Raw genomic sequence first — 14008 nt, 5'->3', positions numbered from 1 at the left:
GGCGGTCCGGCGCGCCGCCCGGATCACCTGGCGGCGCAGGCCAGTTCGCCCACGGGGCGCCCGGAGAAGAAGTCGTCGAGCAGCCGGACGAACTCAAGCGGGCGCTCCAGCCACATCAGGTGGCCCGCGTCCGGCACCGTCATGAACACGGCGTCCGGCAGCATGTCGGCCACCCGCTGCCCCGTCTCGGGCGGTGTGCACAGGTCGAGTTCGCCCGCGAGCACCAGCGTCGGCACGTGGTGCCCACCGGAGCGCAGCCGCGGATGGGCGAGCACCCGCGCCGAGTTCTCCGCGTACCGGGCGGCGGCCTCGGCCGTCAGCCCGCCGAACTGCGCGCGCAGCATCTCCGTGAGCGCGTCGTTGCGCCCGTCCGCGACGCCCGCGCGGGTCCGCGGAGCCAGCAGCGACACCATCACCTCGGTGAACTCCACCGTCCTGCCCGCCGCGAGCAGTTCGACCGTGCGCTGGTGCGTGGCCCTCGCGTGCGCGGGAGCGCCGTCGAACGCGCCGCTGAGCACCATCCGCGCGACCCGGCCCTGGCACCGCTGCGCCAGGCAGTAGGCCACGAGCGACCCGTAGGACGTGCCCACGAGGTTCACCCGCGCGAGGCCCAGGCCGGTCAGCAGGTGTTCGAGCGCGGCGGCGAGGAAGTCGTAGCCGTAGCGCGCGGGCAGGCCGTCGGCCGCGCCCCACCCGGGCAGGTCCACGGTGACCAGGTCGGCCACCGCGTCGAAGTGCGGCTGGTGCTGCCGCCAGGAGTCCTTGTCCTGGAACGCCCCGCCGACGATCAGCACCGGGTCGAGCCGCGGCTGCCGCGCCCGCACGACACGGCAGCCGTACCGGAAGCCTTCGTAGCTGAACTCCCGCACCTCGGCGCCGTCAGCCCCGCGCACCAGTGGACTCCTTCCGTGTCGGGCGGCCGAGGCGGAGCAGGGCGCGCCGGGCGAGGTCGGTGAGCCCCGCCGCGTTCATGATTTCGAGTGCGGGCAGATCGCAGCCGAGCCGCCGCCGTGCCGCGACCACGAGTTCCGCCGCCATCAGCGAGTCCATGCCGAGCCGGTCGAGGCGGCGGGCGCGGTCGATCCGGCCCGGCTCGGTGTGCAGCACCCGGGCCAGCTCCTCGGCCAGCACGTCGGTCACGGCGGCGACGGCCTCCTCGTCGGAGAGGCGGGACAGCCGCAGGCGCAGCTCCCCCGCGCCGCCCTCGTGCCGCCCGCCCTCGCCCCCGGACAGCACGGCCGCGAACCTCGGCGCGCCCACCGTGGGCATCACCTCCCGCAGCCGGTCCCAGTCGAAGTTGCCCACCGTCCCGGCGGCGACGCCCGCGGCGATGAACGCCTCGGTCGCGGCGTGCACCTGCGCCGGGCTCAGCGGGTGCACCCCGATGCGTGCCAGCCGGTCGGTCAGCAGCGGGTCGCGGGCCGCGAACCCCGTCTCGCCGAGGGTGCCAAGGGCCACGGCGAGCCCGGCGCGGCCCGCGGCGCGGCGGCGGCGGGTCAGCGCCTCAAGGCAGAGGTTGCCCGCGGCGTAGGCGGCCTGGCCGAGGTTCCCGACCCCGGCCGCGAACGACGAGTAGGCGAGGAACAGGTCGAGCGGCAGGCGCGCGGTCAGCTCGTCGAGCAGCGCGCCACCGAGCAGCTTGGGCGCGAGCACCGCGCGGATCCGCGCGGGCGTCAGCTCCGCGAGCGGCGCGTCGTCGATGTGCATGGTCGCGTGCACCACGCCCCGCACAGGACGCCCCGCGGCCTCGGCGCCCGCGATGATCCGCCGCAGGGCCGCCCGGTCGGCGACATCGGCCGCGTGCACCGAGGCCGAGGCGCCGAGCGCGCCGAGCTCCGCCATCAGTTCCGCCGCGCCGGGCGCCGCCGCGCCCTGGCGCGAGACCAGCGCGAGGTGGCCCGCGCCCTCGGCGGCGAGCCGGCGGGCGGTGTCGGCGCCGAGGCCGCTCAGCCCCCCGGCGATCAGGTAGGTGCCCGCCCGGTCGCGGGCGGGCGGCGGTGCCGCGCGCTCCACGCGCGGCGCGCGCGTCAGGTCGATCACGACCTTGCCCAGGTGCCGCGAGCGCCGCAGGGCGCGCAGCGCCTCGCCGGCGCGGTCGGCCTCCCACAGCTGGTGCGGCAGGGCCGGGTAGGCACCCGAGGCGACGTGCCGCGCCACGGCGCGCAAGCGCGCGGCGGCGCGTTCCGGATCGGTCGCGGGCAACCGGGAGGCGTCGACGACGAACAGGCTGATGTTGTCGCGCAGCAGCCGCATCGGCAGCGGACTGTCCGCGTACACGTCGCGCTTGCCCAGCTCGACGAACCGGCCGCCGGCGCGCAGGAGTTCGAGACTGCGGGTGAGTGCCTCGCCCGCGAGCGAGTTGAGCACGACGTCCACGCCCCGGCCGCCCGTCAGCCGGCGGACGTCCTCGGCGAACCGCAGGCTCCGCGAGTCGAGCACGTGCTCGACGCCGAGCAGCCGCAGCAGGGCGCGTTTGGCCGGGGTGCCCGCCGTCGCGATCACGGAGGCGCCGAGCGAACGCGCCAGGTGCGTCGCCGCCATGCCGATCCCGCCGGCGCCGCCGTGCACCAGGACCGTCTCGCCCGGCCCGAGGCGGGCCAGCTCGACCAGGCCGTGGTGCAGCGTGAACCACACGACGGGCAGGGTCGCGCCCGCGGCGAAGTCCATGGCGTCCGGCAGGCGCCCGGCGCACGTCGCGTCGGTCACCACGTGGGAGGCGAGGGAGCCGGGAGCCAGGGCGAACACCCGGTCGCCCGGCGCGAATTCCTCGACACCCGCCCCCGTCGCGCGGACCACGCCGGCGCATTCGAGGCCGAGGCGGTGCGCGACGGAAGCGCCCGCCTCGGCACCGGTCGGCAGCGCGCCGGTGGCCAGCAGGGCGTCCCGGTAGTTCAGGCCGGCGGCCCGCACCTCGATCAGCACCTGCCCGGGGCCGGGAACGAGCGCAGGCGCCGCCGCCCAGGACGTCACGGGCGAGGCGCCCGCCTCCCGCAGGTCGAGGCGGCAGGGCCCGGGACCGCCCCCGGGGCCCGCCCCGCACGGCGTGCCGGGCGCGTCGGGAAGGGCCGGCGCCTGGGCCGCCTCGGGGTCCGTGCGGTCGGGGCGGCCGGCACCGGCGGCGGACGCGCCGCCACCGGCGACGGCGGCGGGCAGGGGCAGCAGGCGGGGCACGAAGCGCCCGCGCCGGGTCAGCACGATCTCGTCGCCGTCCGCGGGCCGCAGCACCTCAAGGGCGAGCCGCGCGGCGTCGGCGGCCGGGTCGGGCCCGCGGTGCAGGGAGATCCGGCGGACGGCCACCGACGGCCGCTCGTTGCCGAACGTGCGGGCCGCCGCCCACGCCGCCGCGTCCCGCACGTGGGACACGCCCTCGGGCGCGGGCAGGGCCGCGCACGGCCGGGTGACCAGGGTGAGCGCGGCACCGGGCGCGGAGACGAACGTTTCGCGGGCCGCGAGCGCGGCCAGCACGCCGGTGCGCCGCACCGCCTCGTCGAGCGCCGCGTGCGGCGCCGCCGCGGCCGGGTCCTCGTCGAGCAGGAGCACGACGTGCGGCCCCTCGCCGCGCGCCCCGGCCGCCTCGTCCGCCCGCCGCGCCGCCTCCTCCGCCGGCACCACGGGCACCGGGCCGCCGGCCGCCGGCCCAAGGGCCGCGGCCAGCGCGCGGGCGAGCGGCGCGTCGGGCCGTTCGGCGGCCACGAGGAAGGACGGGGGGCAGGACGGGAGGAAGGGCGGGAGGAAGGGGGCGGCGCCGGGCGCCGGTTCCGCGGTGGGCGGCGCCGGGCGGCGCGGCCCCGGCACCCCCGGGGGCCGCGGCGCCCGCGGCGTCCTGCGGGCCAGCAGCACCGACATCGCCGGCTCCGCGCCCGGCCCGGCCTCGTCGCCGGCCCGGCACGCCCCGTCGAAGCCGCACTCGGCCAGCACCTCGGTCCAGCGCCGCGCGGACAGCAGCGGCGAGTCGGCGCGCAACTCGCCGTCGGTGAACGCCCAGAAGCCGTCGAGCAGGCCGAAGGCGACCGCGCCGAGACTCGCGTCGTGGAACTCGAACGCCAGCAGCTGACCGCCGTCCGCGAGCAGCCGCGCGACATTGCGCAGGCAGACCCGCAGGTCGGGCGGCACGTGCAGGGAGTTGGCCGCGACCACCAGGTCGAAGCCGCCCTCGGGCAGGCCCTGCGCGACCGGGTCGCCCGCCAGGTCGAGCGTGCGGTACTCGACGAAGTCGTGCCCGGCGAACCTGGCCCGCGCGCGCGGCAGGAAGGCGGCGGACACGTCGGTGAAGACGTACCTGGTCCGCTCCGGCGGCAGCACGCCGATCAGCTCGGCCGTCATGCCGCCCGTGCCGCCGCCCACTTCGAGCACGCGCAGCGGCTGATCGGCCGGCCACCGCGCGACCGCGGCCCGCAGCAGGGCGCGCGCCGTCCCGTTGTGGAACCGGCAGTCCGCCGTGTCGCCGTAGAACTGCTCGACCAGGTGCCGGTCCGCGTCCGCGAACAGCACCTCCACCGGATCGACGCGCCCGAGCAGCACGTCGGCCAGGTGCTCCCCGCAGTGCGCGAACAGGGCCACCGCCGCCGGCTCGCCCGCCAGCGGCCCCGCGAGCGCCGCGCGCACCGCGGCGGCGGGCGCGGGCGGCACGGCCCGGCGCCAGGCGGGCTCGGGGCTCCCGGGCCGCGGCACGAGCAGCCCGCGCCGCTCGGCGAGGCCGAGCAGCAGCCGGCACAGGCCCGCGTACGCGGGCCGCACCCCGGCGGCCAGCAGGCCGGGCACGGTGATGTCCGCCGTGCCGGGGACCAGCCGGGCCAGCGCGCGGGCCGCGAGGTGCGCCTGGACGTCCCGGGCCGCGTCCCGCGCCGCGGCCGGCCGGCCGGCCCGGTGCGCCGCGGCCAGGGCGGCGCGTTCCGCCGCGCTGGCCGCCAGCAGCGCGCCCGGCGCGGGCAGCGGGCAGCGGGCCGCCGCCGTGTCCGGCCGCGGCGCGGCGCGCAGCACGGTCGCCAGCCGCTGCGCGGCCTGCCCGGCGCGCGCCAGCACGCGCAGCCGGCAGCCGGCGAGCTCCATCACGACCCGTCCGGTCCCGTCGGTGACCGTGACGTCCCAGGTGACCTCATGACCGGTGGTCTCGCGGCAGCGCGCGTGCAGCCAGCCCCGGTTCGGCAGCCGGTCCCAGCTGCGCGCGGCGTCCACGGCGGCGGGCAGGAACAGCGCGTCGCGGCCGGTGAGTTCGGCCGCGAGGAAGGCGCCCGTCTGCATCACGGCGTCGAGCAGCGCCGGGTGCGCGCGGTAGCCGGCCGTGTCCACCTCGCCCGCGTAGGCGGCCAGGGCCTCCCCGTCCCCCGCCCACAGCCGCTCGACGACCCGGAACGCGGGCCCGAGCGCGAGGCCGCGCCGCGCCGCCCGCCCGTAGGCGCGCGCCGCGTCCGGCCGCGCGGCGAGCCGGTCGCGGATCGCGGCCACGTCCAGTGGCGCGGGCCGGTCGCGCAGCAGGCGGCGCGCCCGGCAGCGGGCGTGCTCGCGCCACTCGGCGTCCTCGGACGCGCGCGTCGAGATCCGCAGCGCCTGCCCGTCGCGGTCCGCCGCGACCTGCACGCGCGGCCCCGGCTCCCGCGCGTCGCCGCCGGGCAGGACCATGGCGCGGCCGATGGCCAGGTGCGTCACCTCGACGGGCCCAGGGGCGAGCCGGCCGGCGGCGGCGAAACCCATCTCCAGGTAGGCCGCGCCGGGCAGCACGACGAGCCCGTCCACCCGGTGGTCGGCCAGCCACGGCACGCGGGCGGCGTGCGGGGACCCCGACCAGGCCGCGTCCCGCGTCGGCAGCCGGGTGCCGAGCAGCGGGTGCGGCCCGCCGTCCTCGCCGGCGCCCTCGCCGAGGCCGTCGTGGCCGCCGCCCCGCCCGCGCGACCACCACGCGGGAGTGCCGTTCCAGTGCCGCTCGCGCTGCCACGGGTAGGCGGGCAGGTCGACCACGCGCCCCGGTTCGGGGAAGACGGCGGCCCAGTCGGCGCGCGCTCCGGCGGCGAGCGCCCTGGCCACCGCGTGCCGCACGCGGTCCTGGCCGTCGTCGTCGCGGCGGCAGGTGGGCACGACGGCGGCGGGCTCGGCCCGCAGGTTCGTGATGCGGCGCAGGTACGGCGCGAGCACCGGGTGCGGCCCGATCTCGACCAGGACGTCGCAGCCCTCGGCGAGCAGCGCCTCGGTGGCGTCGGCGAACAGCACCGGCTCGCGGACGTTGCGCCACCAGTGGCCCGCGTCCAGGGCCGCGTCCCCGACGAGGGTCCCGGTCACCCCCGAGGCGAACGGCAGTCCTGGCCGTCGCGGACGCAGCCCGGCCAGGGCGGCGCGCAGCGGCTCCTCGATGGGGTCCATGGCCCGGCTGTGGTAGGGGTAGTCGAGATCGAGCATGCGGAAGAAGACGTCCCTGGCGGCGAGTCGGCGCCCCAGCGCGGCGAGGTCGCCGGCCGGGCCGACCAGGGTGACGTCACGCGGGCTGTTGACGCCGGCGATCTCCACGCGGCCGCCGAACGCGGTCAGCGCCTTCCTGGCCTCGCGCTCGGGGAGTCCGACGGCCGCCATCCGGCCGCTGCCCGCCGTGGCGTTCTGCGTCCTGCCGCGCGCGGCGAGGACGAGCGCGGCCGCGGGCAGGTCGAGCGCGCCCGCCGCCCACGCGGCGGCGATCTCGCCGACGCTGTGGCCGAGCACCGCGTCGGGCACCAGGCCGTGCTCGCGCAGCAGCGCGGTCAGGCCCGCCTGGTAGGCGAACAGCAGCGGCTGGGCCACGGCCGCGTCCGCGAGGTCGGGGGCGGGGTGCGGGCCCGCGGCGAGCGTGTCGGCCACCGACCAGCCCAGGTGCCGGGACAGCTCCCGGTCGACCTCGTCGACGGCCGCCGCGAACGTTTCTTCACGGGCGAGGAGCCGCGCGCCCATCCCCGGCCACTGGGACCCGTTGCCGGAGAAGACGAACACCGTCCTGCCGCGCCCCACCGCCGCCGCCGTCGCGGCGCAGGGGGCGCGGCGGCCCTCGGCGAGGGCGCGCAGGGCGCGTTCCGCGACGGCGGGGGAGTCCGCGAGCACGGCGGCGCGGTGCTCGTGGTGCGCGCGCCGCCTGGTGGCGGTCCAGGCGGTGTCGTAGAACGCGCCGGGACCGGCCGCCGCCAGCCGGTCGGCCATGCGGCCCGCCGCCGCGGCGAGGGCGCGCGGGGTGCGGCCGGAGACGAGGAGCGGCAGGTGCCGGGGGCGCGCCGCGGCGGCGGGCGGCGGCGGGGGAGCGGGGGGCGGTGCGAGCACGGCGTGCGCGTTGGCGCCGCCGAAGCCGAAGGAGTTGACGCCGATCACGGGCCTGGCGGGGCCGGGGGGCAGGGGCCGCGCCTCGGGCACGGGCACGAGACCGAAGTCGTCGAACGGAATGCGCGGGTTGCGCGGTTCGGCGTGCACGGTGGGCGGGATGCGGCCGTGGCGGAGGACCAGCAGGGCCTTGAAGAGCCCGGCCATCCCCGAGGCGCACTCCAGGTGCCCGAGGTTGCCCTTCACCGATCCCACGGGAAGCGGCCCGCCCGTGCGGGCCCTGCCCAGCGCGTGCCCGAGCGCGGCGCACTCGATCGGGTCGCCCGCGGGCGTGCCCGTGCCGTGCGCCTCGACGTAGACGAGGTCGTCGGGAGGCACCCCGGCGCGGGCGTAGGTGTCGCGCAACAGGGCTTCCTGCGCGGCGGAGTTGGGCACGGACAGGCCGGCCGTCCGCCCGTCGCTGTTCGCGCCCGTCGCCAGGACGACGCCGTGCACGCGGTCGCCGTCGGCGAGCGCGTCGGGGAGCCGTTTCAGCAGCACCGCGCCGCCGCCCTCGGCCCGCACGTACCCGTCGGCGTCCGCGGCGAAGGGCCGGCACCGCCCGGTCGGCGACAGCATGGCGGCGGCGGAGAACCCCAGGAACGGCACCGGGCTGAGCAGCACGCTCACGCCGCCGGCGAGCACGGCGCGGGAGCGTCCTGCCAGCAGGTGCCCGCAGGCCAGGTGCAGCGCGGTGAGGGAGGACGAGCACGCCGTGTCGACGGCCGTGCTCACCCCGTGCCAGTCCATGGTCCAGGAGATGCGGTTGGCCGCGTTGGCCGCGGCGCCGCCCGCCATGGTCCAGGCGTTGATCCCGGCCGGGTCGGCGGCCTGGAGATCGGCGTAGTCGTGGCCGGAGATGCCGATGAACACGCCCGTGTCGGAGCCCGCGAGTGCCGCCCGGTCCTGCCCGGCGTCGTCCAATGCCTCGACCGCGAGTTCGAGCAGCAGGCGTTGCTGCGGGTCGATGCGTGCCGCCTCGCGGGGCGAAATGCCGAAGAATTCCGCGTCGAATCCGCTCACGTCGTCGAGGAATCCGCCGAACGTGTCCCGGCCGGCCCCCGGCCAGGCCCCGGCGAGGTCCATGCCGGTGCCGAAACGGTCCGGCGGCGCGCTTGTCACCAGGTCACGGCCCCGGTCCAGCACGTCCCACAGGCCGGCCAGGTCGTGGACGCCGCCCGGCATCCGGCACGCGGCGCCCACGATCGCGACGGCGTTCGCTTCTTCTGCCACAGGTTCGGCCACGGTCACGTCTCCACGCTCACGGGTGTCGGAAACCGGCAGGCACCGGCAAAAGGGGCTTTCGTATACGGAGTTGATCGTCGGTCCGCGCCCGCCGCACACGGAATGCCCTCTGCATGGGTACCAGACGCACCGTGAATTCCGCCAATGGCGTTCAGCGGAGCATCATTTCTGCATATGAAGCGAAGAGCCGTCCGGGGGAGTGAATTCACCGCATGACCGCACGGCCCGCACCGGTCAGCGCGCGACCGGCGCGTGGACGAACGGAGTGGTGACCGCCAGGGCCTGGAAGCCCAGGCGCGCCAGGATCGGGCGGCTGGCGTGGGAGGCGTCGGCGTACACGTAGCGGTATCCGCGCCCGGCCGCGAGGGCCGCCCGGTACGCCACCAGCGCGCGGTAGACGCCCCGGCCGCGCCAGTCCGGGACGGTGCCGCCGCCCCACAGGCCCGCGAACGGCGCGCCGGGCGTCAGATCCACGCGGGCCGCGCTCACCGGCCGCCCGCCCGCGACCGCGAGGACCGCCACGACCTGCCCCGCCGCCTCGCCCGCCGCCGGGCGCCCGGCGCCCGCCCCCTCGCCGAACCGCGCGGTGAGCGACCGCAGCAGGCCCTCGGACAGCGGCCCGCCGAACGCCTCCCTGTGCACCTCGGCGAGCAGGCCGACCCCGTCGGCGTCGGTGACGGGCCGCAGCTCGACGCCCTCGGGCGGCGGCACGGACGTCGCCAGCGCGGCCGTCTCCGCCACCATCAACGTCTCGGACTCGCCCGGCGCGAAGCCCGCGGCCCGCAGCCGTTCCGGCAGGTCGCGCGGCCGGTCGTGCCCGTACACCTTCCACTCGAACTCCCGCCCGAGAGCGGCGAAACGCGCGACCTCGGCGGCGATGGCCGCGTCGGCGGTGTCCTCCGTGAGCCCCGACCAGAGCACGCCTTCCCAGGCGCTGGCCGTCGGCCCCGCGCTGACCTGGCGCACCACGTGCCCGGCGCGTTCCACACGAGCGCCGGGCGCGTCCGCCACGGCTTCGCGCCGCATGGTGGTGTCGAACAGGGCGATGACCTCGTCATGATCCATCGCCCCACCCCAGCAGCCGGGCCGCACCGGGACAACCGGATATCGGCCCGCGGCCACAGGGCCCGGCAACGGTCCGCCCGCCGCGCCGCCTCAGCAGCCGACGCGCGGCCCGGAGTGCCTGGTCGCCGGGCCCGAGGCCACCTCGGCGCAGACCGCGAGCAGCCGGTCCACGTCGGCCGCGTTCGCCGCCGCGCCGGGCGACGCCCTGACCGCCCCCTGCGCCGGCACCCGCAGCAGCCGCAGGTACGCGTCCACGTCCTCGGGCGCGCCCCGGGCCAGCGCGTCGCGCACGACGCCCGGGGTCATGCCGTTGACCGCCTCGGCCACGCCCGGATTGCAGAAGCAGCCGGACCGCACGTCGATGCCCGCGGCCGACGCGGCGTCGAGGCACAGCCGTTCGTCGAGGACGGAACCGTCCGCGCGCAGCAGGTTGAACGCCACCACGGGACCCCGGTCCGCGTCCGCCGGCGGCCCGAGCACCACGGCCGCGGGTGCGCCGCCGGGATGCGCGAGCCGCGCCAGTCCGTCGAGCAGCCGCCGGGTGAGCGCCGCCGCGTGGCCGGCGAACGCCGGGCGGCCCACGGCGCGGTACCACGCGACGGCGGCCGTGACGTCCGGCAGCAGGAGGAACGGCGGGGTGCCGTCCTCGAAGCCCTCGGGCGCCGGCGCCGGCAGGTGCCAGTCCGTGCGGGCCGACGAGGCCAGCACGGTGCCGCCCGCGAACCAGGGCCGGCGCAGCCGGGCCAGGGCCTCGCGCCTGGCCACCAGGCAGCCGACGCCCGACGGGTAGCCGGTGATCTTGTACCAGGAGAGGACGACGAAGTCGGCGGGCACCGCGGACAGGTCGAGCGGCCCGGTCGGCGCGTGCGCGGCGGCGTCGAGCAGCACCCGCCAGCCGCGCCGCCGCGCGCCGGCGACCCAGGACAGCGGGTGCCGCACGCCGGTGGCGTTGGACTGGGCCGGGTAGGCGAGCAGGCCGGGGCCCGCCACCGCCTCGCAACCGTCGAGGCAGGCGGACACCGACTCCCAGTCGGCGGTGAGGTCGGCGCGCAACGGCACGACACCGACGGGCACTCCCGCCCTGGACGCGTAACGCCGCATCCCCAGCACCGAGTTGTGGTTGTCGGCGAGCAGCACGAGCGGCCCGTCGCTCCTGGCGGTCAGGCAGGACTCCGCCACCAGGCGGATCGCGGCGGTGGCGTTGGCCGTGAACACCACCACGTACTCGTCGGCCGGTGCCCCGCAGAACGAGAGCACCGCGGCGCGCGCCTCCTCCGCGAGCGCCGTGGAGGCGCGCGAGGCGGGCCCGGCCGCGTGCGGATTGCCGAAGACCCCGCCCGCGAGGCGCTCGGCGTGGCCGCGGACCAGGGAGACGGGCGGCAGCGCGGCCCCCGTGTGGTCGAGGTAGGCCCGGCCGGCCGCGTCGAGGTAGGGGAACTCCCGCGCGCGCAGCGCGTCGACCCGGCATCCGGCGGGGCACTCCGTGCTGCCGGACATGGCCCCTCCGTTCCGCCGCGCGCGCCCGGGCGGCTCGGCTCATGTCCTGGCCCCTACCCCGTGGAGCGCGGCGGGCGGGGCGTGTCGGCGAGAGCGACAGGTGTGCGGGGGCGCGTGAGCGCGCGCCCCCGCATGGGGCCCGGCCCGCGCGCCGGTGGCGTGGCGACGCCGGGCGGGGCCGGGCGGGAACGAGCCGGGCGGGCGCCCCGGTCAGCCGATCCGGTCGCGGATCCATTCTCCCGCGTCCTTCAGCGAGCCGGGGTCGGCCCACGAACCGTTGGCGCACGTGCCCGGCTCGAAGACGGCTCCCGAACGGAAGTCGTCCGAGTAGTTCCAGTTCGTCCAGCTGATGTTCTTCTCGGCCATCAGGTCGATGTACTGCTGCGCGGAGGCGAAGTCGTTCGGGCCGTCCCCGGTGTACTGCTGCGTGCCGAACTCGGTCACGAAGATCGGCAGCCGGTCCGCCGCGCGGGCGAGCGTGGACCGGTACCAGTCCCCGTGGGAGGCCGCGTAGAAGTGGAAGGTGTACATGATGTTCTCCGCGTCCACGGGGTCGGCCACGATCTCCGACTCGTCGGAGCCGTCCGAGACCCCGAGCGAGGACCAGCCGCGCGTGCCGACGAGCACGACCGCGTCCGGGTCGCCGGCGCGCACGACGGGGATGATCCGCTCGGCGTACCTCTTGATGGACTGCCAGCTCACGCCGTTCGGCTCGTTGGCGATCTCGTAGATCAGGTTGTCCTGGTGGCCGTGGCGCCGGGTGATCTCGGTGAAGAAGCGTTCCGCCAGCGCGGTGTTGGCGTTGGGGTCGCCGGGCGTGAGCATGTGCCAGTCGACGATGACGTACATGCCGCGCTCCGTCGCCTGGTCGATGACACGGCTGGCCAGATCGGTGAAGTGCCGCGGGTTCGTCGCGTAACCGCCCTCCTGCACGTAGGTGGACACGCGCAGCACGTCGGCGCCCCAGTCGTCGGCCAGCACGTCGAGGGAGGCGTCGGTGACGCACTGCGCGTACCACTGGGTTCCGTGCGTGCTCATGCCGCGCAGCTGCACCGGCTGCCCGTCCTCACCGCAGAGCGTGGTGCCGCAGACGTGCAGGGCGCCGTGGCTCTGCGCCGGGCCGGCCGCCGGGGTGGCGCCCGCGGCGCCCGCGGGAAGCACCGCCGCGGCACCGGCGGCGAGACCGGCGGCCAGCGCCAGGGTGCGAAGGCGCCCGAGGGTGTGCGTCAGGACCATAGCCATCCTCTCCAGAGGCCCCGGGGGCCTGCCGCCCGCCGGAGGTGGGGGTGGAGCAGGGAACGGTGTGACGGTAGAAGCAACACGCGGCACGGTCAACAGGTCCGTACCAACTTCGCCCGGCGGCCCGGGAACAGCGTTCCGGCACGCGGTTCCCGCCTCCGGCGCCGCGCGCCCGGCGGGGGGCACGGGGCGGTCGTTAGGCTGACCCCGTGACACAGACCCGGCCGGAAGCACTCGCTCGGCTCACCGCGATCCGCGCCTTCCTCGCCGCGTTCGCCCGCCGCCGGGCCGCCCGCACGGTCGACGTGCCCGGTGGATTCGCCGAGTTGAACGACGACTTCGCGCACTCAAGGGCGGACAACCGGCTCGTCGTCGACGGACCGGTGGACCCGCGGGCGCTGCCCGGCCTGGCCGATGAGGCCCTGGGCCACCTGCCCCACCGCCTCATCACCGTGCTCCACGAGGAGACCGGCGTGCTCGGCGCGCCGGGGCTGCTCGCCGCCGGCTACGCGTCGGCCACCCACCTGGTGATGCTGCACACCGGCCGCGTGCCCGAGGGCGGCGGTGCGGCACCGGTCGGCCTCGACGTGCTCAGGGCCGCGCTCGTCAGGCGCTGGCGCGGCTTCCTGCCCGACGCGGACGACGAAACGATCAGGCAGCTCGTCGAACGCCGCCGGCTGCGCGCCCGGGGCGCCGACACGGTGCACTTCGTCGCCTCCCGCACCCGCGCGGGCGAGGCCGCCTCGTGGGCCGACCTCTACCTGGACCCGGCCCGCGGCGTCGCCCAGATCGAGGACCTGCTGACGGCCGAGGAGCACTTGGGCGAAGGGCACGGCAACGCGGTGCTCGCCGCCGCCCTGCGGCTGGCCGCGGACGCCGGCTGCGGCACCCGTTTCCTGCTCGCCGACGAGGACGACTGGCCGCGCCACTGGTACGGCCGCCACGGGTTCACCGCCATCGGACGCGTGCTGGAGTTCGAACGGGCCTGAGGCCGCGCCGGGCGCCCGGCCGCAGGGCGCGCGCGACGGCGCGGGTCGTTCCCCCGGCGCGCCGGTCCCCGTCGGACGTGGCGACGCTGTCCACGCTCCCCTGAACGGGCGGCCCGAGGGCCGTCCCCGGCCCGCGGCCGAGCGCGCGGGCTCAGGCCGGGGCGTCGCCGGTCAGGGCGGTGCCGCAGCGGGCGCAGTAGCGGGCGTCCCGCTCGGCGGCGGGCCGCGCGCACTCCGGGCACAACCGGTGCAGCAGGCAGGCGCTCTCACCGCCCTCGGGTTCCGCGGCCGGGCTCCGGACCGTCAGCGCGGGGCGGCGCCGGTGCACGGTGAGGTGCACGAGTCCTGCGGGCCCGGCGGACAGCGAGCGGCGGGCGCCGCGCGGCAGCCAGGTGACGGTGCCGGGCCGCAGGTCGAGCGGGCCGCCGTCGGTGTCGAGGCGCCCGGCGCCCCCGACCACGAACAGCAGCACGTCGAGGTCCCGTTCGACGTGCGCGCCGATGGCGGCGTGGGGCGCCAGGCGCACCAGGTTCGCGTCGAGCTGCCGCCCCTCGCGGTCGAGCCGCCACAGCGCACCGTCCTGGTCCGCGGGCGCCTCGCGCAGCAACTCGGCCACGCGGGCCAGCACATCGGGCGTCTGCGTCGGCGTCACGTCGTTCTCCTCC

7 protein-coding genes are annotated in these 14008 nt (G+C 77.7%); 1 reads left to right on the top strand and 6 read right to left on the bottom strand.

All coding sequences use genetic code 11. The annotated features are described in order from the left end of the window. Positions 1–23 precede the first annotated feature (23 nt). The 5 genes from LC193_RS02850 to LC193_RS02830 all read right to left on the bottom strand — a co-directional run bounded on the left by LC193_RS02850 (position 24) and on the right by LC193_RS02830 (position 12351). Positions 24–893: an alpha/beta fold hydrolase gene (locus tag LC193_RS02850; RefSeq protein ID WP_226071128.1), complete on the bottom strand. Its 870-nt coding sequence runs from the start codon at positions 891–893 to the stop codon at positions 24–26. Continuing rightward, complete coding sequence (locus tag LC193_RS02845; protein WP_226071126.1) at positions 880–8553, bottom strand: type I polyketide synthase; 7674 nt, start codon at positions 8551–8553, stop codon at positions 880–882. The genes LC193_RS02850 and LC193_RS02845 overlap by 14 nt, the downstream gene beginning before the upstream one ends. Before the next feature lie 234 nt (positions 8554–8787). After that, positions 8788–9618, bottom strand: coding sequence for a GNAT family N-acetyltransferase (locus LC193_RS02840; protein ID WP_226071117.1), 831 nt, complete (start codon positions 9616–9618; stop codon positions 8788–8790). Positions 9619–9708: 90 nt separating this feature from the next. Next, positions 9709–11115, bottom strand: a complete 1407-nt coding sequence (locus LC193_RS02835) for an aminotransferase class V-fold PLP-dependent enzyme (protein ID WP_226071114.1) — start codon at positions 11113–11115, stop codon at positions 9709–9711. 210 nt (positions 11116–11325) lie between these two features. Further along, positions 11326–12351: a glycoside hydrolase family 5 protein gene (locus tag LC193_RS02830; protein ID WP_226071112.1), complete on the bottom strand. Its 1026-nt coding sequence runs from the start codon at positions 12349–12351 to the stop codon at positions 11326–11328. A 212-nt stretch (positions 12352–12563) separates the two neighbouring features. Here LC193_RS02830 and LC193_RS02825 point away from each other — a divergent pair, with 212 nt between their 5' ends. Continuing rightward, complete coding sequence (locus LC193_RS02825) at positions 12564–13343, top strand: GNAT family N-acetyltransferase (protein WP_226071110.1); 780 nt, start codon at positions 12564–12566, stop codon at positions 13341–13343. Between the two features lie 151 nt (positions 13344–13494). On the opposite strand, the gene LC193_RS02820 is transcribed toward LC193_RS02825, so the two are convergent. After that, positions 13495–13995: a cupin domain-containing protein gene (locus LC193_RS02820; protein WP_226071108.1), complete on the bottom strand. Its 501-nt coding sequence runs from the start codon at positions 13993–13995 to the stop codon at positions 13495–13497. Positions 13996–14008: the final 13 nt, after the last annotated feature.

This window comes from Streptomyces marincola (assembly GCF_020410765.1).
GTDB lineage: Bacteria > Actinomycetota > Actinomycetes > Streptomycetales > Streptomycetaceae > Streptomyces > Streptomyces marincola.
Note: the sequence above shows the minus strand (reverse complement) of the source record. Positions and strands in the feature narration are given on the sequence as shown.